The organism is Anaerococcus sp. AGMB09787, from assembly GCF_022808955.1.
GTDB lineage: Bacteria > Bacillota > Clostridia > Tissierellales > Peptoniphilaceae > Anaerococcus.
On sequence record NZ_JAKZEY010000008.1, the window covers coordinates 16,597 to 39,124 of the forward strand.

Consider the following 22,528-nt stretch of genomic DNA (forward strand, 5'->3'; position numbering starts at 1 on the left):
AATTATATCTTATTCTGCAAGTTTTGCAGCATTTTCTCCTGCTATTCTTCCGAATACTGTTATGTCTGCCATAGCTACTGATCCAAGTCTGTTTGATCCATGGATTCCTCCTGTAACTTCGCCTGCAGCAAAGAGTACGTCTATTTTATTTCCGTCTTCTCTCATAACTTCTGCATTTGTATTTATTACAAGACCTCCCATGGTGTGGTGGACTGCTGGTCCAGCCTTTAGCATGTAGTATGGGCCCTCTTCTATGCTCCAACCTAGCATTCTTAGGTTAAATTCTGGGTCTTCACCATATTTAGAGTTTTCATTGAAGGTTTCTACTGTTTGTAGGAGGCTTTCCTTATCTATTTCGAAGTGATCTGCTAGTTCTTCTATTGTATCAGCCTTGTATAGGAGTCCTCTCTCGTATAAGTCTTCGGCTTCTTCAGGGTTTGATGCCATTGTACCTGTTTCTTCATTTGATTTTTCATCCCAAATTAAGTAACCTACATAATCTGTTTGATCTTTAATAGCCATGGATATGGCCCTTCTTGTATCAAGCTCTTCTACAAATCTTTTACCTTCTTTGTTTACTAGCAAGGCTCCACCAACAAGTCTTGTATCACCAACATAGAGTAGCTTTCCAGTTTCTACATCACAAATAGGGTATAGTTGGATTTGATCCATATCTACGGTATCTGCTCCTAGAGCCTCTGCCATTACTATACCATCACCCATAGCTCCTGGAGAGTTTGTCGATAGGACATGCTCGTCTATTTCGTTATCATTTTCGTAGGTCATTTCAGCATTAGCACCAAATCCACCTGTGGCAAGGACTACTGCCTTTGAGTTCACTATAAGTTCGCCGTCTTCTCCCTCTGCCCTGACTCCAACTACCTTGTCATTTTCTGTGAGGACTTCTTGTACATCAGTTCCTGTTAGGACTTGTATTCCTAGTTCATCAGCCTTAGCCTTGTAGTTTTTAATAAGTTCATTACCTGAATGGTTTTCTGGAATTAGGGATCTTTTTACGGAGTGTCCACCAAAGAACATTAGGGAATCTTTCCATTTCACTCCTATTTCATCCCTTAGCCAATAGGCAGCTTCTGTCGCCTTGTCAGCTAATACTGCTATTAGGTCCTTGTTACCACCAGCGACTTCTACGTCTTTGGCAAATACCTCCTTGCTATCTTCTATGCCTTCTTTTTCTTGAAGGTCGTTAGCTGGGGCAGCATATTCACCACCAGAAATAAGGGTATTTCCTCCGACTTGGTCTAATTTTTCAAGCAAAATTACATCAACTCCAGCTTCTTTGGCAGAAATTGCAGCTGCAAATCCTGCTCCACCTCCACCGACAACTACTACATCAGTATCGATAGTCTTGCTTTCGCCATCCTTCTTGGCTACTTCTTTTTCATAAAGGCTTATATCTCTTCCTGATGCCTCTATTGCTTCTTTGACAGCTACTATTAGGGCTGTAGATGTTTCAGTAGCTCCTGATACGCTATCTACATTTATAGATTGATTATCAACTATTTCTTTTACTAATTTATCAGCAGCCTTATCTCCGAGACCTTCTGTCTCCTTATGTACTATGTCAATAGATGCGATTTTATCACCTTCAAAGCTTAGCTTTGCTTCTATGTCGCCATTGTGGCCCTTGCCAAGACCCTTTGCTTCTTCACTTACTTCACTACTGCCTACTGGTTCTTCTCCCTTTTTCTCTCCATTTGTTCCACAAGCTGTGATCAGCATTGATAGGGAAAGAAAAATCGGAAACAATTTTCTTTTATTCATACTTCCTCCTCTTATGTCATGCAAAAATCTTAACAAATATTTTCATAAAAAGCAAGGCCTTAAATTATCATATTAAAGTTATATATGTTAGAAAAAATTTTGACAAAGAAAAGCTCCCAAAGCCTAAAGAATTTTTGTAATCTTTATTGGCTTTGAGAGTCTCTAGTTATCTAGTATTACTTGGATTTGTTCTTCAAGTACATCTTTGTTGTGTTTGGTTTGGGATGAGTAGGCGAAGATTAGTCCCTCATCTTCGATTTGGAGTTTTTTCTTTATGGCATTTATGTGCTTTTGGATTTGACCTTTTTTTATCTTGTCATATTTTGTTGCTATGACAAATCCCATAAAGCCAGATTCTATTATCCAATCATACATTTGCTTATCTAGCTCTGTTGGCTCGTGCCTTATATCTACCAGAAGGAAGACTTCCTTTAGGTTCTCTCTCTCATAGAGATAGGTATTTATTAGCTCATTCCACTTTTCTTTTTCCTTCTTGTCAACCTTGGCATAGCCATAGCCAGGTAGGTCAACAAGTCTAAATTTATCATTTATCCTATAGAAGTTTATTGTCCTGGTCTTACCTGGAGTGGATGAGGTTTTAGCAAGTTTTCTCCTATTCAGAAATGAATTGATAAAGGAGGACTTGCCTACATTTGACCTACCCACAAAGGCTATCTCGTCCAATTTATCCTTGGGCCATTGGGCCTTAAATCCTGCCACTTGCTCAAGTTCTACTGTTTTTATCTTCATACCAAGGCCTCTTCTATTACTTCTGCTACATTACTTACCTTGATGAAATTGATTTTTTCCCTAATTTCCTTTGGTATATCGTAGATATCACGCTCGTTTGCCTTTGGTATAATGACATTTTTTATCCCGTAAGAGTAGGCTGCGAGTGCCTTTTCCTTTAGTCCCCCTATGGCAAGGACATTGCCCCTAATTGTCACCTCGCCAGTCATGGCTATATCAGACCTAACTTTTTTCTTGGTAAGAGCAGATACCATGGCTGTTGTAATAGTAATACCTGCAGATGGGCCATCTTTTGGGGTTGCTCCTTCTGGGAAGTGGACATGGATGTCTTTATTTTCGTAGAATTTGCCCCTAATACCAAGGCTTTGGGCATTGGACCTTATATAGACTAGGGCTGCCTGGCAGGATTCTTTCATTACATCACCGAGAGATCCTGTAAAGTCGAGGCTTCCCTTACCTTCCATAACTGATGCTTCTACCTGGAGCATAACTCCCCCTACGGAAGTCCAGGCAAGGCCGTTTACTAGACCAACTTGGTCTTCCTTTTCTACTTCATCATCCAAGAACCTTATTCTTCCTAGGTATTTTTCGTAATTGGTCTTGGATATCCTGACCTTATCCTTACCTTCTAGGATTTCCTTGACTGCCCTACGGCAAATCTTGCCTATAAGTCGCTCGAGTTCCCTAACACCAGCTTCCCTAGTATAGTTTCTGATTATAATTTCTAAGACTTTATCTGAGATGGTTAGTTCATCTTCACTAAGTCCAGAATTTTCCATCTCTTTCTTTACTAGGTATTTTTTGGCTATGGATAGTTTTTCGTTCAAGGTGTATCCAGATATTTCTATCACTTCTAGCCTATCATAGAGGGCATCTGGAATTTCATTGGCATCATTGGCTGTTGTGATAAAAAATACATCTGATAAGTCAAAAGGTAAGTCTAAGTACCTATCAATAAATTTATCATTTTGCTCAGGATCCAATAGCTCAAGGAGAGCACTTGATGGGTCTCCATTGTAGCCATGGCCTAGTTTATCAATTTCATCTAGCAAAAATACAGGATTTTTAACCCCTATCCTTGAAAGATTGGTCATAATCCTACCTGCCATAGCTCCTACATAGGTTCTCCTGTGTCCCCTGATTTCGCTTTCGTCAGTTACTCCCCCAAGTCTCATAGAAACAAATTTCCTATCCATAGAGCTTGCTATAGACTTGGCTATAGAAGTCTTACCTACTCCTGGTGGACCTACTAGGCAAATTACTGATCCCTTGGCATCTTTTTTCTTAGCCCTCACAGCTATTGCCTCAAGTATTCTCTCCTTGACATCAGTTAGACCGTAGTGGTCATCGTCAAGAATCTTTGTGGCCTTCTTTATGTCTATTTCGTCCTTGCTCTTCTTATCCCAAGGAAGGGAGAAAACGAAGTCAAGGTAGGCTGCCAAGACCCCATAGTCAGGACTCATCTCAGGGAGAGAATCTATCCTATCTATGTCTTTTTCGATTGATGCCTTGGCTTCCTTATCTATTTTTAGCTTCTTTAGCCTTCTTCTATATTCATCAGCCTCGCTTGTAGCCTTGCCATTAGTTTCGTTGATTTCTTTTTTGATAACATCCATCTTTTCCCTTAGATAGTATTCCTTTTGGGATTTGTTGATATTATCAGTTACCTTTTTTTCTATATCTAGGGCTATGTCCTTTAGCTCAATCTCCCTCTTTAAGATCCTTATTAACTCAAGCATTCTTTCCTTGGTATCTAGGGTTTTAAGGAAGTTATAGTACTCCTTGGGACTTAATTCCAAGTGGAAGAGGATAACATCTACCAGGCTTTGGAAGTTTTCAATCTCAGATAGTTTGTAGCCAATCTCATCCATGGCATCATTACCCAAGGTAGCTATATATGTCTCGAAGTATTCTATAAGAACTTTCTTTAGGGCAAGAAGTTCGCTATTATCTTTCTCGCTTTCTTCCTTGTAGATATATTCTTCTAAGTCTGCCTTCAAAAAACCTTCTCCTACCTTTACCTCTAAGATCTTGGCAACTCCTTCTGGTTGCAAGAAAATTCTTATGGTGTCATCTGGCAGATTGTAAACTCTATTGATTGCAGCGACTATTCCATAATCATAGAGGTCATTTTCATGGGGTGTGTCTTCGTAGATGTCTTTTTGGTTTACTAGGACTAGTTTTGTATTTTTAAGTCTAGCATACTCTAGGGCATTTCTTGATATTGACCTTTCTATGTCAACATTTAATATGGTTGTAGGCATTTGCCACTGGCCCTTTAGGGGGATTAGTGGCAACTCTTCTCTTACTACTTCGTAATTATCTCTCATACTTACCTCGCTATAAAAGGGGACCCCAAGCTATAGCTCAAGTCCCCTCTTCTTACTTTTTCTTATAAATGAGTTTATCTTTATCTTCGATAGATTCTTTGGTGACTACAACCTCTCCCAAATCATCCATAGAAGGTATTTCGTACATAAGATCTAACAACAAATCTTCCATTATTGTCTTAAGACCCCTCGCACCTGTGTTTTGCTTGTAGGCCTTATTGGCTATTTCCCTTATGGCTTCATCCTCAAAGCTTAGTTTGACACCATCGAGTTCAAATAGCTTTTGATATTGCTTGACAAAACTATTCTTAGGCTCTGAAAGTATCTTAACCAATGAGTCTTGGTCCAAGGCTTCAAGGCTTACTATAATAGGAACCCTACCTATAAACTCTGGTATGAGGCCATACTTTAATAAGTCCTCTGTACTTACATTTTTTAGGCTGGCCTTAGATTTTTTGCTGACATCAGCCCCAAATCCTATAACTTTTTCTGAAAGTCTGCTATTTATAATATCTTCTATCCCCTCGAAGGCTCCTCCTAGGATAAAGAGGATATTGGTAGTATCGACTTGGATATACTCTTGGCTAGGGTGCTTCCTGCCCCCTTGAGGAGGTACATTAGCCACAGTTCCCTCTATTAGCTTAAGGAGGGCCTGTTGAACACCTTCGCCACTTACATCCCTAGTTATGGATGGGTTCTCGCTCTTTCTGGTAATCTTGTCGATCTCATCTACATAGATAATACCATGCTCAGCTGCTTCAATGTCATAGTCTGCTGCTTGAAGGAGCTTAAGAATAATATTTTCAACATCTTCTCCAACATAGCCCGCCTCTGTAAGAGATGTTGCATCTGATATAGCAAAAGGCACATTTAATTTACGGGCCAGGGTTTGCGCAAGAAGGGTCTTACCAGATCCTGTTGGACCCAACATTAGGATATTAGATTTTTGAAGCTCTACATCGCTGTCTTTTTCGTTAGATTTTATCCTCTTATAGTGGTTATAAACAGCTACTGAAAGGGTCTTTTTTGCATCATCTTGACCTATTACATACCTATCTAGGAAGTCTTTTATTTCCTTAGGCTTGGATAGGTCAAAGTCGTGATAGTCATGGGCATGCATCCTTTGCTCTTCGCTAATTATTTCATGGCAAAGATCAACACACTCGTTACAAATGTAGGCATCTGGCCCTGCTATCATCCTTTCAACTTGGGAACTATCTTTTCCACAAAAAGAGCATCTTACTTCTTTTTGGTCTATATCTGCCATTGTCTCCTACTTACTTTCAATTACTTGATCGATTAATCCATATTCCATGGCTTCTTTAGCAGTCATAGAAAAGTCCCTATCTGTATCCTTGACAATCTTATCCAAAGGTTGACCAGTGTTTTGAGCCAAGATATTGTTTAGCCTATCCTTTATCTTAAGGATTTGCTCAGCTTGGATTACTATATCACTAGCTTGACCTTGGGCACCACCTGATGGTTGGTGGATCATAATATTTGATGACGGTAGGGAAAATCTCTTTCCCTTAGCTCCTGATGATAGCAAAACTGCTCCCATAGATGCTGCTTGACCTATACAAATTGTAGATACGTCAGGTTTTATATAATTCATTGTGTCATAGATAGCAAGGCCTGATGTAACAACTCCACCAGGGGAATTGATATAAAACTGAATGTCCTTATCAGGGTCTTCACTCTCTAAAAATAAGAGTTGGGCTATTATGATATCAGACACTTCATCTCTGACTTCGCCTGATAAAAATATAATCCTATCTTTTAGTAGTCTTGAATATATATCGTAGGCTCTCTCGCCTCTATTAGTTTGCTCTATAACTGTTGGTACTAAATAATCTTTAGCTATCATTATATCTCCTTATATTCCTATATATGGAGTCTAGTTTTCTTCGCTTTCCTCGTTAGCTTCTTCATGGTGGTGATGGTCATCACCTACTGCTTCATGGTATTTTTCATGAGGTAAGGCTTCTGAATTATTAACTAGAAGTTCAACTGCTTTTCTTCTCTTGATGTTTTCTTCTAGGGTCTTGTCAGAAACATTCTTAGCAAAGATTTCTTTGAATTTTTCTTTATCCTCTACTCCATAGTTTTCTGCTGCTTCGTTTACTTCAGCTTCTTTTTCTTCTTCGCTTACTTCGATACCTTCTTTTAGGGCAACTTCATCTATTACTAGGTTAGCCTTAACTCTAGCTTCTGCTTCAGCCCTGTATTGGTTTCTAATTGTGTTGATATCCATCTTGGTCATTTCGATATATTGAGCTAGGGTAATGCCCATGCCTTGTAGTCTTTGATCAAGATTTTGTAGGTCATAGTCGATTTCTGCATCAACCATAGCCTTAGGTGCTTCTACCTTAGACTTTCTGATTAGAGCTTCTATTGCTTCATTTTGGTAAACTCTTTCAGCATAGTCTTTCTTATCTGCTACTAATTTTTCTCTAAGGTCATTTTTAAGTTCTTCTAGGCTATCAAATTCTGATATATCCTTAGCAAATTCATCATCTATTTCAGGAAGTTCTTTTCTTGTGATAGAATTAATTTCAACTTCGAATTTCGCATCTTTTCCTTGGAATTCTTTAGCTTGGTAATCTTCTGGGAAGGTTACATTAACATCAAACTTATCTCCAGCCTTGTGTCCTGCTACTTGGTCTTCAAAACCTTCGATAAAGGTGTGAGATCCGAGTTCAAGTTCATAATCTTCAGCCTTGCCACCTTCAAATCTAACTCCGTCAAGAGAACCATCAAAGTCTATATTTACAGTATCTCCGATTTTAGCTTCGTCATCTTCTACTGGTACAAGTCTAGCATTCTCTTCTTGTTGTTTCTTAAGTTCAGCTTCGATATCTTCATCTGTTACTTCGCTTGAAACTTCTTCGATTATAAGTTTGCTGTAGTCTCCAAGTTCTGGATGTGGTTTAGTTTCTACTTCAACCTTAAATCTAACATCTTTTCCTACTTCGATGTCATCAAGATCAACTGATGGTTGAGCTATTACTTCTAAGCCAAGCTCTTCAACAGCTGCTTCGTAAGGCTTTGGGAAAACTATTTGGATAGCTTCATCATAGAAAACTTCTGGACCATACATTTTCTCTAGAATCTTCTTAGAGACGTGGCCAGGTCTAAAGCCATCTATCCTATATCTGGATTTATTTCTTTTAAAAACTGTATCTGTTGCTTTTTTGAATTCATCATAGGCAACATCAAATTCAAATTTTGCGATATTATTTTCGTGTGATTTTAATTCTGTCATTTTCTCCTCCTGCTACTAGTTTACTCATTCTAGTAGTATACTTCTTGTTAATCTACCTATCAAGAAATAAAGCTTTCTTTGTTAAAAACTTTATTATTTCTTCTTTGTCATTTGCAATAACTTCGTCCTCAACTAGATTTTCTATATATGATAGGCTCTCTCCTATAATTTTACCTTCTTTATATCCAATTTCCTTAAGGTCATTGCCATTAATAGCAAGCTTTGATCTTTTTATAGGAATATTTGATGCTTTTACTTCATCTATTAGTTGCCTTGCTCTATCTATATTTTCTATATTGGGCTTAGATGTTGATAGGGTATCTGCCATCTGTAGGTCAAGTAATTTTCTAAAAGTCTCTTCTCCCATCATCCTTAGGTGCTTCCTAACAGACTTTTTAGTGTAAGTATTGGCAGAATCCATGTGCCTTAGGGAAAGGATCTTTACTTCTTCAATTATTTTCTTGGGATAATGAAGCTTTCTTAGTCTATTGTCTATTATCTTCTCACTATCTAGAGGATGGCCAAAGAACCTCCCCTCACCCCTCTCATCTATAAACATAGTAGAAACCTTGCCCGTATCATGGAAAAGTCCTGCAAGTCTTAGGGCTAAGTCAGAAGGAAGCTTATCCAAGACCGAAAGACTATGGTCAAATAAGTCCATATGATGGAAGGATGAATGTTGGTCAAAGCCAACCATGGCCTTGACTTCTGGAAGGATATAGGAAAGGAGTCCCAACTCATATAAGATCCTTATCCCCCTAGATGGCTTATCTGCAAGGAGGATTTTGGAAAGCTCATCCCTAATCCTATCGGCCGATATGGATTCTATTTCTGATGCCCTATCCCTTATAGCACTTTTTAGGTCGTCTTCTATATAAAAGCCTAGGGTTGTAGCAAACCTAACAGACCTCATGGAGCGTAACATATCTTCTCCTATCCTCTCATAGGGATCTCCTACTGTCCTAAGAATTTTCTTCCCTAGGTCATACTTCCCACCAAAGGGGTCTATTATCTCTCCCTTCCTATAGGCCATAGCATTTATGGTAAAGTCCCTTCTTTGTAGGTCTTCATAGATGGAGTCAGAATAGTTAACCCCATCAGGGTGTCTCTTGTCCTTGTAAGAACCATCCTTCCTAAATGTCGTAATTTCGTAGCCTATAGACTTATCTATAACCTTGATAGTCCCATACTTTTGGCCAAAGCCTATGACTTTTTTATCAGAAAAGATCCTTCTTATATCATCAGGTCTTGCCCTTGTGGTTATATCTATATCATAAACTTCTCTACCAAGAAGGTAGTCTCTGATGCAGCCACCTACAAGATAGGATTCATAGCCTTCATCTTCTAGCCTAGCTAGTATATGTTTATAGGGAAGGCCTAGGTCAATCTCTTCGTGTTTTGTCATTTTTATCAACCATTATCCTGTATTTTACCTTATCTTCCTCATCATAAATCTCTATGCCGTCAGGGAGGTTTAGGCTAATATAGCCAGTCTTATCAAACTTGATATTTGATACATCTACAGGATTTGTTTTGATGGAAGTTAAGTCCTTCATGGCCTTGGTTGTTCCCTTTACTATAACTTCATCTGGACTTACACTCTTTAGGGTAACCTCATAATCGTCTGCCACTTTTCCACTTGTTATAAGATCGACCTTGATAGATTTGGTTTCGCTTACAAGAAAGGAGATATTAATATCCTTGGCACTTTGCTCAAGCTCTCCTAGGGGTTTTCCGTCTTTGGATAGGATATTTATATTTATATTGTGCATCTTGGAATCAAGGTATTCTTCCCTATCAATATGGACTTCAGCCCTATCGACATTGTTGATTTGAGATACTGGCCCCTTGACTGTAACTTCCTTTATGCTTTGGTCAATGACTTCAATATTTCTCTCTTTTTTTAGGGTGTCATCGATTACTAGGTTAATTGGTAATTTCTTTTCTATAACCTTTTGGACATTGACATTTATTTCCTTGGGTTCAGTCTTTTCAATATTTACTCCATTTGGTGTGTCTACTTTGACTGGGACGCTTTGGACACCTTCCTTGACATCCCCTATGTCAATGCTCGCTTGGATATCATTTGACTTAAGACCTACTATGTTATCCCTGGATCCTTCTATCTCGACATTTATATCTGCAATTTCGTCTATACCAATTATTGTATAGCCCTTTTCTTCAAGCTTTTCCTTGTTTTTAATAAGGACTTCTTGACCCCTAAAGTTTCTTGTAACTGAAGGATTAGATGAAGTTGTTACAAAGGCCCACATTACAAAGGCTAGGAGTATAGAAAGTGCTATTAGCTGTAATTCGTGTTTATTTTCCTTCATCTTCTGCCCCCTTCTTTAAAAGAATATTTGAAGCTCCTGTATTAACTAGCTCCTTCATAAGCTTAATCTTTAATGATTCCTCATCAAAATACCTGTTTATCTTGCCATTTTCTGCTACAGAAATATTTCCTGTCTCCTCTGATACAACTACTACTAGGCAGTCGGATTTTTCTGAAATCCCTATTGCTGCCCTATGCCTGGTACCTAGTTCTTTTGAGATGGTATTGGATGGGGAAAGTGGCAAGTAGCAGGCTGCTGCAGCAATCTTATTTTCTCTAATAATCACAGCTCCATCATGGAGTGGAGTATTAGGGATAAAGATATTTATCAAAAGCTCACTTGATATTTCTCCGTCTATCTTTGTTCCACTTTCCATAATATCAGAAAGACCAACTTCCCTCTCTAAGACCACCAAGGCTCCGATTTTTTGCCTAGATAGGGAGCTCATAGCAGAAACAAGTTCATTGACAGACCTCTCATTCCTATCTTCCTTGTCAAAGGAAAAAATTGACCTACCACGACCCAATCTCTCCAGGGCTGACCTAAGCTCTGGTTGGAAGACTACTATTATAAATACTAGGGCAACGGTTAGAAATTGGTTCATGACCCATGATACAGTATTCAAATTAAAAATATCTGCCACCGAAGCAAAAATAAGCACAAAAATCAAGCCCTTTAGAACCTGCTCAGCACGAGTATTTCTAAGAAGGGAAAATAGCTTATAAATAACAAAGGCAATAATCGCTATGTCTATAACATCAGTAACCCTTATTATAGTTAAGGATGCTATAATGTTCTCCAAAAAATTCATACTTCCTCCTTATATTATCGTACTTTTTTAAAGGATTATTGGTAGGAATGATAGAGCAAAAATCTATGTGAATAATATTTTTCTCATGTCTATAAATTTCCCACCAAGTCCCAGTCCTTATATGCAAAAATCGCCTTAAGTAAGGGATAACCCTCGACTTAGGCGACTCTTCTTTTATATTCTTATCCCAAAGCTACATCTAATACCATCATTACCAAAAATCCTATTGAAAAACCAATAGTTCCTACGTTGGTGTGGGCTTCTCCCTCTCCTGTCGCTTCTGGAATTAACTCCTCTACTACTACATAGAACATAGCTCCAGCAGCAAAGGCTAAAAGGTAAGGTAGGATTGGAATCATGATTGTTGATAGGAGAATAGTTATGATTGCTGCTATTGGCTCAACTGCTCCTGATAGCACTCCTTGTCCAAAGGCCTTATTCTTATCAACTCCCACCGACCTAAGGGGCATGGATATTATAGCTCCTTCTGGGAAGTTTTGGATAGCTATACCTATTGATAGGACTATAGCTTGGGTAAGGCTAACCTCGCTACCATAGATAGCTCCAGCAAAGGTAACTCCAACCGCCATTCCCTCTGGGATATTGTGGATTACCACTGCCAAGACCATCATGGTTGTCTTTCTTAGAGATTCGTTCTTTGGTCCTTCTGGCAAGTCAGAATCAATATGTTGGTGGGGAATTGCATTATCCAAGAATAGCAAGAATATTATTCCCACCATAAAACCTATAACAGCTGGTATGAAGCTCATCCTCCCCATATCTCCTTCTGCCATATCAATAGCAGGGATTAGGAGGGACCAGATGGATGCGGCTACCATTACACCAGCAGCAAATCCTGAGAGGGATTTTTGAACCTTTATACTTAGTTCATCCTTCATTACATAGACCAAGGCTGCCCCAAGACTCGTTCCTATAAAGGGAATCAAGAGTCCTATTATCGCCTGTAAATTCATTTAAGGCCATCCTCCTTATCTATCTTCCAAATATCATCGGCATAGTTTAAGATAGTCCTATCTGATGAGAAGAAGCCTGCATTGGCTATATTAATCAACATCTTCCTAGACCAGTCTAACTTGTCCCTATAGGCTTCGTTTATTCTTTCGTGGGCCTTCTTGTAGGAAGCAAAGTCCTTAAGGAGGTAGTATTGGTCTCCCCTAGATCCACCTTGTGGGTTGACTAGCTCGTTGTAGATGTCTAGGAACATATAGGAGTCATTGTCGTTAAATTCTCCACTAACTAGACTATCAACTACATCAGAAATGTCAGGATCTTTTCTATAGTATTCTACTGGATTGTAGGTTGATGCGATTTGGTTAAGTTCGTCTACTGTAGCTCCAAATCTAAAGTTGTTTTCTTCTCCAGCCCTATCGTATATTTCGATATTAGCTCCATCTAGGGTACCTAGGGTCAAGGCCCCATTTAGCATGAATTTCATATTACCAGTACCTGATGCTTCCTTACCTGCTGTAGAAATTTGCTCAGATATATCAGCTGCTGGGAATAGTTTCTCTCCATATGAAACCCTATAGTTTTGAATGAAGACTACCTTCATTTTTTTGTTTACATCGCTGTCATTATTTACAACCCTAGCTACTTCATTGATAAGTTTAATAATCCCCTTGGCTCTAAAGTATCCCGGTGCAGCCTTTCCGCCAAAAATAAAGGTTGTTGGATAGAAGTCCATGTCTGGGTTAGCCTTTAATTTGTGGTAGAGGTAGATTACATGGAGGATATTTAGGTGTTGCCTCTTGTATTCGTGGATCCTCTTGACTTGGATATCAAATATTGACTCAGGATCAATCTTAATTCCTTCAGTATCTAGGATATACTTGGCAAGATCTCTCTTCTTTTTTTGTTTGATATCCCATAGTTCATTGAGAGTCTCATCATCTTCCTTGTACTTCTCAAGGCCCTTAAGGAGATCAAGATTATACTTCCAGTCTTCGTTACCAAGTTTTCTTGATATAAAGTCTGATAGGTCCCTATTAGCATAGACTAGCCACCTTCTAGGTGTTATACCATTGGTCTTGTTGTTAAACTTTTCTGGGTAGCACTTGTACCAGTGGTTGAAGGTTTCACCTTTTAGGATTTTAGTATGGATTTCAGCAACACCATTTACAGAAAATCCTACATAGATAGCGAGATTTGCCATATGAACTTGGTCATATCTAACAATTCTATATGGGTCGATGGATTCTTCTGATAGGCCCTTGGCCTTAAATTCCTTAACAAGCTTGTCATTTATTTTTTCAATAATTTCCATACATCTTGGACTAACTTCTTGGACTATGTCCTTAGACCATTTTTCTAGGGCCTCTTGCAAGACTGTGTGGTTGGTAAAGGCAAAGACCTTGCGGGCTATGGATAGGGCATCTTCAAAGAAGATTCCATTTTCATCGACAAGAACTCTGATTAATTCAGGAATTGCCATAATTGGGTGGGTGTCATTTAGTTGGATGATATGGTACTTGGCAAAGTCTTCAAATTTTAGGTCTTCTGGATAATACTTCTTGTACTTATCTACCATATCTTGGATAGAAGCTGAGCAGAAGAAGTATTGTTGTTTAAGCCTTAGAAGCTTACCTGCCCTTTGCATATCGTTAGGGTAAAGGACCCTAGTTATATCCTCTGCACGGTTTTTCTCGCTAACTGCTTGGTCGTATTCATAGTTGTTAAATTTTTGGAAGTCAAACTCTTGGAAGGGTTCACTTTGCCAAAGTCTTAGGGTGTTTACTACTCCATTTTGATAGCCTAGGACAGGCATATCGAAAGGAACAGCCTTGACTTGTTGATCCCTAAATTTTACGATCTTTGAGTCACTATCAACCCTGATTGACCAGGCATCTCCATCCTTTAGCCAGCTATCGCCTTGTTCAACTTGGAAGCCGTTTTTGATACTTTGCTTAAAGATTCCTTCCCTATACCTAACTCCATAGCCGTACATATTTAGGTTTTGGCTAGCAGCTGAGTCCATAAAGCAGGCAGCAAGTCTACCAAGACCCCCATTACCAAGGGCTGCATCATCTTCGTAGTTCTCGATTGATTCAAAGTCGATGCCTATTTCATCTAGGAGTTCCTTAACTTCATCATAGATACCAAGGTTTATTAGGTTGTTACCTAGGGACCTTCCTATCAAGAATTCAGCACTAAAGTAATAGGCCTTTCTTTGGTTACGGGTCTTTCTCTTACACTCTCTCCATTCTTCATTAATAAGTTCCATTATAGTATCTGATAGAGCCTTGTACCTATCCCTATCGCTAGTGTCTTCAAAGCTCTTTAAGGTAATTCTTTGGAGATTTTCAATATAATTATCTACAAATTTGTTCTTCTTAAGCTTGTCCATGGTTAAACCTCCCATATAGTTTTGCCATATTTTTTATCTTTTTTGCTAGATCATCATCAAAATCTTCTTCTAGGCACCTCCACTTCCAATTAATACCGAGAGTTGCAGGAGAATTTATCTTGCTATCATTACCAAATCCAAGGAAGTCTTGGAATTCGAATACCGCTACATCACTTACAGAAGCCATAAGAGCCCTATTTATCTTCCATAGTCTCTCCTTGTTATCTTCTGTATCTAGGTCAAAATACAAGTTAATTAGTTCATTTAGAGCATCATCTGCATTTTCTAAAAAGCCCATCAAGGTATCACTATCATGGGTTGAGGCATAAACAACAGAATTTCTCTCGTAATTATGAGGCAAGTAGTCGCTATCAAAATTTTCACCAAAGGAAAACTGGATTACATTCATACCTGGAAATGCATAATAATCTTTTAGCTCATTCACTTCATCCGTTATATAGCCTAAGTCTTCAGCTATAAAGCAAGCTGCTGGGAATTTTGCCCTTACCCTATCAAATAGTTCATAAGGCTTGCCCTTTTGCCATTCACCAAATCTCGCATTGTCATCTTCTGCAGGAATTGAGTAGTAGGCTTCAAAGCCTCTAAAATGATCTAACCTCAATATATCATAAAGTCTAAGACTTGATCCTATCCTCTTTATCCAAAAGTCATAGTCACTTTCTGCTAGCTTCTTCCAGTCATAGAGGGGATTTCCCCATAGCTGACCATCTTGTGAATAGGCATCTGGAGGAGCACCACCTACCTTGATAGGCTCCTTTGTATCTGGGTTAAGTTGTAAAATATCTGAATTGACCCAGGCATCCACTGAATCTAAGGCCACATAAATAGGAAGATCTCCTATGATTTTGATCTCTTTCCTATTGGCATATTCCTTTAACTTTTGCCATTGGCTAAAAAATTCATATTGGATAAAGACATAAAAATCAATCAAGTCCTTATTTTCCCTCTTGAACTTATTAAGGGCAGTTTTCTTGCGATTTTTGAGATCATCCTCCCACTCAAGCCAGGATACATCAAATTTCTCATGTTTGATTGCCATAAATAAGGCATAGTCATCTAGCCAATAAGCTTCCTTTTTTCTAAAGGCTACTATCTCCTTCTTTAGACTATCCTTGGCCTTATCGTAGGCCTTTTCCAAGATCCTATACCTTAGGTTGTATTGGATGCCATAGTCTACAAACCTAGCCTTATCGCCAAAGTTTAAGTTCTCTAACTCTTCTTTTTCCAAAAGTCCTTCTTCTATTAGTATATCCAAGTCAATAAAGTAGGGATTACCAGCAAAGGATGAAAATGACTGATAAGGACTATCCCCATAAGAAGTAGGTCCCAGGGGTAATATTTGCCAATATTTGATGCCAGCATCTGACAGGAAGTCAACAGCATCATAGGCCGCCTCTCCAAAGGTCCCTATTCCATAATTAGATGGAAGAGAAAATATTGGCAGGATTACCCCGTTACCCCTTTCTAGTCTTTTTTGTTTTTCCATTATTACCTCTCACTAAAATATATTAAACCACTGTAGTCTCTAAATTGCTTATTAAAGTCTTCCAGATAAAACTTGTAGGGCTTACCCCAACTAGATACAACGACCTCGTGCTTGCCCTTGACCTTATTAAGCTCAGTTATACATAGACCATGGTGGCGCATAACCCTTATGTCATTTGATATCCAATTAATTAGAATCGGTGGGCTATCATAAGCTAAAGCCTCCTCTATAAAGGCAATCTTCTTTCCTAGAGGTCGTCTTATAAGGGTGTTTTCACTTAATCTCTTACTTTTTAACTCTATACCCATATCATCTCTTACGAGCTCTAGCCTACGATCGAGCCTCCCTACTGTAGAGACTCCATTAATCAAAGGTCTTATCCTCCTATAAAAATAATATTGGTATTCATTGTAGATATCTATGTCTATCTTCCTATCCCTATGGAAGAGATAGAAGTATACATTGGTAAAGGCTGTTACAACACAGGACCTGTCCCTAAAGAATTGAGATACCCCCTTGGCTCCTAGGGAATTTTGGTAGCCACCATAGAGGATCTTGCCATTTTCGATCACAGGGACAAATTCTCCATATCCTGACCTAATTAGCTTCATTATTTTCTACATCTCCCAACATATACGTGATTTTCTTCTTCTCATCTATATCTGCTTCATCAATGTTTTTCCTCTCAAGTTTCTTATCAATAAAGTCATGGAAGAGGGTATAAAATATTGAAAATACTGGAATACTTACTAGCATTCCCCAAATTCCAAATAGGGATCCTCCTATTGATACTGAAGCTAGAACCCAGATAGCAGGAAGACCTATTTGCTCACCAGCCATAGCAGGATAGATGACATTTTCTTGAATTTGTTGGATAACTATGTCAAATATCAAAAATATAATGGCTTGGGCTGGTGATTCCAAAAATATAATTATTGATGAGAATCCTGCTCCAAGTATTGGTCCAAAGATTGGTATCAAGTCAGATATACCTATAACAATTGATATCATACCAGCATTAGGTATTCTTAGAATTACCATTCCTATAAAGGTCAGCAGGGATAGGGTAAATACTGCTATAAGCCTAGAGAATATATATTCTTTGAAGGTGTTATAGGATAGGGAGAATACCTTGTTTATATAGTCAGCCCTTGGTTCATCAAAAATAGCATAAAGGATCTTAGTGAAGTTGTTCTTTAGCATCTTCTTGTAAACCAATATGAAAACTGAGAAGAAAAATATGGTAAATAAACTAATAAGTCTTGATCCTATAGAATTGATAAAGCCTGTTGTAAAGCTTAATACTGAAGAAGAATTTCCTTGTAGGAATGACAAGACATTATTTCTAAATTCAAACCAACTAAAGGAATTTACAAACTTATAGAAATTATCTGCCAAGTCTTCTGTTGCCTCGTGACTAGCCAAAAATTTATAAAACTCATCTACAAATATAGGCCACTTGTTAAAGGTTGAAGAAATAACTGATATAATTCTAGGTACTAGTATTTTAAGGATGACAATACCAACCACTATAATCACTATCCAAGATAGGATTAAAGATATACCAGAAATCATTTTAGCATTTTTTTCGTTACCAAATCTTTTCTTCAATTTGCCCTCGAAAAAGTTCATAGGAATATTTAAAATATAACCCAAAATCGCACCTATAATAAATGGGTTAAGGATTCCTAAGACCTTAATGAACATTTCTTTTATATTTGGAAGATAATAAAGTCCGAAAAATAAAAGTATAGCATAAGTTATTAATTTAAATAAGGTTCTTTGATTAATGGTTAACTTATTCATAATCTCCTCCATTCTTTGCTAATTATATAATACCATAAAAGCTAGGTCCTTGCTTTAAATTGGATTTGTTATAAAATGATTTTGTGAGGAGCTTTTATGAAAAAATGTTTTATCTTTGCCGGAGGAGACTTCGACGGTTTTTTTGACACAATAAGTGATGATGACCTAGTAATAGGGGCTGACAAGGGATACCAATATGCCCTAGCAGAAAATATTCCCTTGGACTATATAATAGGCGACTTTGACTCAGCAGCTAAACCTGATGGTGACAATATCACTGTCCTAAACCCAGTCAAGGACTTCACTGATACAGTCGCTGCCATAGACCTTGCCCAAGACAAGGGCTACAAGGAAATAATAATATACGGGGGCCTCGGTCGTAGGGAATCCCACACCATATCCAACATCCGTAGCCTATACTTTTATAAGAAACAGGGCATTAATATTGTTCTAAAGGCCAAGGGCAAAAAGATTTTTATAGTTGATGGCACCTTTACCTACAAGCATAAGGGCAAAGACTTCTATGTATCAATCTTTTCACTAAGGGATATATCAAGGGGCCTTACTATCAAAAATTTATATTATGAACTTGATAACTATGACCTTTCCATGGACTCAAGCCTTGGCGTATCCAACGAAACCTGTGGCAAGGACTTCTCGATAGAAGTAAGAGATGGGGACTTGCTAGTAATCTTTGAGGACTTTGGCTCATAAAAAGTCCCCTCTCGGGGGACTTAGGCTAAAGTTTTATTTTAAAAACAGCTTTTTTAACCTTACTTGGTTTTTTATTAATAATCCCAGGCATATGGCCATCATTTGGGAAAAATATAGCTATATCTCCCTCTTCCATTACAAGATATCCCTTGCTAGGACCCTTTAGTAACATATAGTCATTTTCTTCATCAAAGGGAGAGCCTTCAAGCTTATCAATAGAATTAAATTTAATCACTTCATCTCCATCAAGCATTAGTTGTAGATCTAGGTATTTTCTGTGACTCTCATAGGACTTTTGGCTCTCATAGGTAGACTCATATTCTCCAATATTTACAAAAATTTCATCTCCCTCTATAGGATAAGACCCAGGCTCTAGGCTCTTAAGGTCATTTTCCCTAGCATAATCTAATGCTTTTTTGATTTTTTCTGAAACAATTTCTTCTGGATTGATATTTTTTATATTAGTATATATCATATTTACCCTCTCAAATTTTCTTTATTTAAGTATAACCCTAAAATCCTTTTATTGCAATTATTAAATAAGAAAAAATTTAAGTAATCTAGGCTCTTATATATACACTCTCTCAGCCAATTTCGATTGTAGAGGTCTAGCAGGTAAAGAATTTTACATTAATTTTACATTTTTCTTATAATTCCTTTATAAAATTATGATACAAAATAATTAAAGATAATTTTAATTTATATCTACAATGATAACTCAAATGAGTATAATGTTTATTTCAGGAATTTCTAATTAATTTAAATTTTGCTAAATTATATACAAAATAATTTGATGTTAATAGGCTGTTTTAGATGGGAATTTTAGCTAAGAGGAGGGAAAATAAAGAAACGTATAAATAATAAGTATATCACAAGGAGAAAGATATGTCATTAAAATTTAGAAATGTAATTAAAAAAACAGTATTGGTTATTTTATCATTTATAATGATATTGCCATATACAACAGTAATTGCTAGTTCAGCTAATTATATTAGTAATAACAATCCAAATATGCAAAGGTCAGATCTTACTTTCATTAAAGGAAATGCAGGAGATAAAAATGTAATATATACTTACAAAGAAAATGGTAAAAAGTATAAAATAATTGAAAATGCAGATGAGGGTTTTAATAACGTTATCTCTAAAAAATTCAAACTAACAGAAAATGGAGATTATGAAGAAATACAAAATCAAAATCTTAAGCAAATATCAAATGATTCTTTTATTCTAACAAGCAAGGATGAATTAGGTATTAGACAAGAAAAAATAGATATTACCATGGTTAAATCTTACGATGGCAATAGATTAAATGATGAATTAGTAAGTTTATATTATACCGATCCTGGAACAGGCGAACGGAGAACTCGTGAATATGATGGAAGTAGTAAAATACAAGATATGATGGTATCTGGAATTTCAGCAGTTTTAGGAGCTGCTTTAGGCGGTAAAGTTGGCGCTGGAATAGGTGCTATAGCATCGACTTATTTTCAAAAGGGAGCTGATCGTGCATATTATCATGTTGTGTATAATTGGATGATGAGCAAATTACATCCTGTAAATGTAGTCTTAAGAGAGACTCAATACACAGTATTTTATTTAGATGCTGCTCATAACTACAAAACAGGATCTGATTATTATGAATATGACGGAAGATGGTAGATATTATAGCTTGAATACCAATTAGTATATTTTCAACTATTACAGCCTAGTAATATATTTAATTTGAAGCTATGATTACAAATAAATCCATTAATTATTATATTATAAATAAAAGTGAGGTAGGTATGAATCTAAAAAAGTTAAGAAGATATCGTTTTGTATTTAATACTTTAGCAGTCCTTGCAACTATTGGTTTCTTTATAAGAATAGCCCTTAATATTCACGATAAAGCCTCTTTTATATTTTTAATTCTTTTATTAGTATTTGATATAATATTTGGAGTTGTTAAATTAAGGTGTCCCTATTGTAGGGCTAGACTAAATATATGGGTCAGTAAGCAAAATTATTGCGAATCATGTGGTGCAAAAATTAATGCCTAATTTGTTGGCAAAAATGTAGCCGGAGTCTTAGTTTGCTCCGGCTATTATTTTATAGTATTTATTCTTCGTAAGTTTCTTCTCTCATCTCATCAAAGGACTTTTCTCCCAAATGCACAACTTCGCTTTCTCTAATTTCTTTTTCCTTAAGCTTCCTACGGGTCCTATCTTCAAGTAAGGTATAGAATATTGTCGCTATTGGCATAAAGCCAATCATTCCTGCTATACCAAATAGCCTTCCTCCAAGTAAGACCGATAGGAAAATCCAAATAGCAGGTAGGCCTTGGTTCTTACCTATTACCAGAGGATAGACGATTTGCTCTTGAATTTGTTGGATTATCAAGATGAAAATCAAGAATATAATAGATTTGGCAGGACTTTGGATGAAGATAAGAATCATACCAATTCCTGTAGCTATTATTGGTCCAAAGTAAGGGATTATATCAAATACACCGACTAGGATTGATATCATTCCTGCCATAGGAAGTCCTAAGATTTTCATTCCTATAAAGGATATAAGTCCTAGGGATATACATGATAGAATCCTTCCTTCTAGAAACCTAGCAAAGGAAACATAGGATAGCTTGGCTACATAGTTTACCTTGTAGACCTTGTCCTTATCAAGGTGGGCAAAGAGGACCTTGTTTATATTTTTCTTTAAGTCTTCCTTGTTTAGGGAAACATATATGGAAAATATAAAGCCCATTATCACTGCTATGGTGGTTGATGATAGGGAGTTTATTATGGAAGATGTCCTATTTAGTAGGCCCTTGCTTCCACTTGTTAGAAGATTTCTAATCAATTCCCTAACCTTCTCTGGGTTAATAGTCTCGACTATATCTGCCATATAATAGCTAGCTTCCTTGAAGTACTTGTTATTTTCTAAGTAGCTTATAAGCTTATCAAAAAATATTGGCAAATTATCGATTAAGGACTCTATAGCTGATACTAGCTCTGGTATCAAAACTGTAAGGATTACAGTGATTATGGCAAAGAAAACTATCCAAGATAGGATAATGGAAATTACATTAATGAGCTTCTTATGCTTATCCTCATCCAAAAACTTGCCAAATACCTTCTCTTGGAAGAATTTCATAGGCATATTAATGATAAAGGCTATGATCAAGCCATATATTACCGGCCTTATTATGGTGTATGTAGTTTGAAAAAATTCACTTATATTTTTTATATATAAGAGGGTAAAAAACAATAAAATCAAGGCTACTCCTACCTTGAGGCTATTCTTGCTCCTCTCATCCAAAAACTTATCTCGATTGTTTTTCATAAATATCCACCTATAAAAAAAGAAGTGGCTTTAAGCTAACTTAAAGCCATAAGCCTAGCTAAGCTTGCCACCTCTTCTCAAATTTTATTTTTGATTAATATCTATCTTCGCTTGAGTTACTTTCTTTTCTAGCTTTTTTCTCAGCGTATTCTTTTCTTGTCATAACGTCAACGATGTTTACGTTGATTGTTACAACATCAAGACCTGTCATTTCTTTGATGTTAGCTTTAACTACTTTTTTAACTTCGTTGAAGACTTTTGTAGCATTTTTACCATATTCAATTATGATGTCTAGGTTAACTTTAGCTTCTTTTTCTCCTACTTCTACATCAACACCTGCAGTTGAAGTTTCATTGTCTGATGAGAAGAATGATCCGATTGTATCAGCAAAGTTTCCTTGCATTTCTAGAATTCCGTCAACCTTATCAACAGCAATTCTTGCGATTTTAGCTACTACTTTGTCTTCAATAAGAAGTTTTGATTCTTCTACTTCTAGTTCGTTACCATTAAATTGTTCTTGTTGTAATTGTTTATTTTCTGTCATA

General features: G+C 37.0%; 20 protein-coding genes. 3 read left to right on the forward strand and 17 right to left on the reverse strand.

What is annotated here, in order from left to right; all coding sequences use genetic code 11:
- Positions 1 to 9: 9 nt before the first annotated feature.
- From MUN42_RS02765 to MUN42_RS02830, 14 genes are all read right to left on the reverse strand, one after another.
- Complete coding sequence (locus MUN42_RS02765) at positions 10 to 1,782, reverse strand: flavocytochrome c (RefSeq protein ID WP_243342789.1); 1,773 nt, start codon at positions 1,780 to 1,782, stop codon at positions 10 to 12.
- Positions 1,783 to 1,944: 162 nt separating this feature from the next.
- A complete protein-coding gene (gene yihA, locus MUN42_RS02770; RefSeq protein ID WP_243342790.1) occupies positions 1,945 to 2,532 on the reverse strand; it encodes a ribosome biogenesis GTP-binding protein YihA/YsxC in 588 nt (195 codons plus the stop codon).
- Positions 2,529 to 4,862, reverse strand: a complete 2,334-nt coding sequence (lon, locus tag MUN42_RS02775; RefSeq protein WP_243342791.1) for an endopeptidase La — start codon at positions 4,860 to 4,862, stop codon at positions 2,529 to 2,531. The genes yihA and lon overlap by 4 nt, the downstream gene beginning before the upstream one ends.
- 52 nt (positions 4,863 to 4,914) lie before the next feature.
- On the reverse strand, positions 4,915 to 6,129 hold the full coding sequence (gene clpX / locus MUN42_RS02780; RefSeq protein ID WP_243342792.1) for an ATP-dependent Clp protease ATP-binding subunit ClpX: 1,215 nt from the start codon (positions 6,127 to 6,129) through the stop codon (positions 4,915 to 4,917).
- A gap of 6 nt (positions 6,130 to 6,135) precedes the next feature.
- The gene (clpP, locus tag MUN42_RS02785) at positions 6,136 to 6,729 is read right to left on the reverse strand and encodes an ATP-dependent Clp endopeptidase proteolytic subunit ClpP (RefSeq protein ID WP_243342793.1); all 594 of its coding nucleotides are present in this window, start codon (positions 6,727 to 6,729) and stop codon (positions 6,136 to 6,138) included.
- 30 nt (positions 6,730 to 6,759) lie between these two features.
- A complete protein-coding gene (gene tig / locus MUN42_RS02790; protein WP_243342794.1) occupies positions 6,760 to 8,127 on the reverse strand; it encodes a trigger factor in 1,368 nt (455 codons plus the stop codon).
- Positions 8,128 to 8,179: 52 nt separating this feature from the next.
- Positions 8,180 to 9,532 (reverse strand): HD domain-containing protein, encoded by a 1,353-nt coding sequence (locus MUN42_RS02795; RefSeq protein ID WP_243342796.1) that lies wholly within the window; start codon positions 9,530 to 9,532, stop codon positions 8,180 to 8,182.
- Positions 9,510 to 10,460, reverse strand: coding sequence for a CdaR family protein (locus MUN42_RS02800; RefSeq protein ID WP_243342798.1), 951 nt, complete (start codon positions 10,458 to 10,460; stop codon positions 9,510 to 9,512). Before MUN42_RS02800 ends, MUN42_RS02795 begins: the two co-directional genes overlap by 23 nt.
- A complete protein-coding gene (gene cdaA / locus MUN42_RS02805) occupies positions 10,447 to 11,271 on the reverse strand; it encodes a diadenylate cyclase CdaA (protein WP_243342800.1) in 825 nt (274 codons plus the stop codon). The genes MUN42_RS02800 and cdaA overlap by 14 nt, the downstream gene beginning before the upstream one ends.
- 182 nt (positions 11,272 to 11,453) lie before the next feature.
- Positions 11,454 to 12,245 carry a ZIP family metal transporter gene (locus tag MUN42_RS02810; protein WP_243342802.1) on the reverse strand — a complete coding sequence of 264 codons (792 nt, stop codon included), beginning with the start codon at positions 12,243 to 12,245 and terminating at the stop codon, positions 11,454 to 11,456.
- Entirely contained in the window at positions 12,242 to 14,635 is a 2,394-nt protein-coding gene (locus MUN42_RS02815) for a glycogen/starch/alpha-glucan phosphorylase (protein ID WP_243342803.1), read from the reverse strand. The genes MUN42_RS02810 and MUN42_RS02815 overlap by 4 nt, the downstream gene beginning before the upstream one ends.
- Positions 14,622 to 16,142, reverse strand: coding sequence for a 4-alpha-glucanotransferase (gene malQ / locus MUN42_RS02820; RefSeq protein ID WP_243342805.1), 1,521 nt, complete (start codon positions 16,140 to 16,142; stop codon positions 14,622 to 14,624). Before malQ ends, MUN42_RS02815 begins: the two co-directional genes overlap by 14 nt.
- A gap of 2 nt (positions 16,143 to 16,144) precedes the next feature.
- Complete coding sequence (locus tag MUN42_RS02825) at positions 16,145 to 16,753, reverse strand: hypothetical protein (RefSeq protein ID WP_243342808.1); 609 nt, start codon at positions 16,751 to 16,753, stop codon at positions 16,145 to 16,147.
- Complete coding sequence (locus MUN42_RS02830; RefSeq protein WP_243342810.1) at positions 16,740 to 17,948, reverse strand: AI-2E family transporter; 1,209 nt, start codon at positions 17,946 to 17,948, stop codon at positions 16,740 to 16,742. Before MUN42_RS02830 ends, MUN42_RS02825 begins: the two co-directional genes overlap by 14 nt.
- A 96-nt stretch (positions 17,949 to 18,044) precedes the next feature.
- Here MUN42_RS02830 and MUN42_RS02835 point away from each other — a divergent pair, with 96 nt between their 5' ends.
- Positions 18,045 to 18,662, forward strand: a complete 618-nt coding sequence (locus MUN42_RS02835) for a thiamine diphosphokinase (protein WP_243342812.1) — start codon at positions 18,045 to 18,047, stop codon at positions 18,660 to 18,662.
- A 25-nt stretch (positions 18,663 to 18,687) separates the two neighbouring features.
- Here MUN42_RS02835 and MUN42_RS02840 read toward each other — a convergent pair whose 3' ends face one another.
- On the reverse strand, positions 18,688 to 19,137 hold the full coding sequence (locus MUN42_RS02840; RefSeq protein WP_243342814.1) for a YhcH/YjgK/YiaL family protein: 450 nt from the start codon (positions 19,135 to 19,137) through the stop codon (positions 18,688 to 18,690).
- A gap of 410 nt (positions 19,138 to 19,547) precedes the next feature.
- On the opposite strand from MUN42_RS02840, the gene MUN42_RS02845 reads away from it, so the two are divergent.
- Both MUN42_RS02845 and MUN42_RS02850 read left to right on the forward strand, forming a co-directional pair.
- Complete coding sequence (locus tag MUN42_RS02845) at positions 19,548 to 20,321, forward strand: hypothetical protein (protein WP_243342816.1); 774 nt, start codon at positions 19,548 to 19,550, stop codon at positions 20,319 to 20,321.
- Between the two features lie 125 nt (positions 20,322 to 20,446).
- Entirely contained in the window at positions 20,447 to 20,701 is a 255-nt protein-coding gene (locus MUN42_RS02850; RefSeq protein ID WP_243342817.1) for a hypothetical protein, read from the forward strand.
- 58 nt (positions 20,702 to 20,759) lie between these two features.
- Here MUN42_RS02850 and MUN42_RS02855 read toward each other — a convergent pair whose 3' ends face one another.
- Together MUN42_RS02855 and MUN42_RS02860 are read right to left on the reverse strand one after the other, a co-directional pair.
- On the reverse strand, positions 20,760 to 21,983 hold the full coding sequence (locus tag MUN42_RS02855; protein ID WP_243342819.1) for an AI-2E family transporter: 1,224 nt from the start codon (positions 21,981 to 21,983) through the stop codon (positions 20,760 to 20,762).
- A gap of 94 nt (positions 21,984 to 22,077) precedes the next feature.
- On the reverse strand, positions 22,078 to 22,527 hold the full coding sequence (locus MUN42_RS02860) for an Asp23/Gls24 family envelope stress response protein (protein ID WP_243342822.1): 450 nt from the start codon (positions 22,525 to 22,527) through the stop codon (positions 22,078 to 22,080).
- Position 22,528 lies beyond the last annotated feature (1 nt).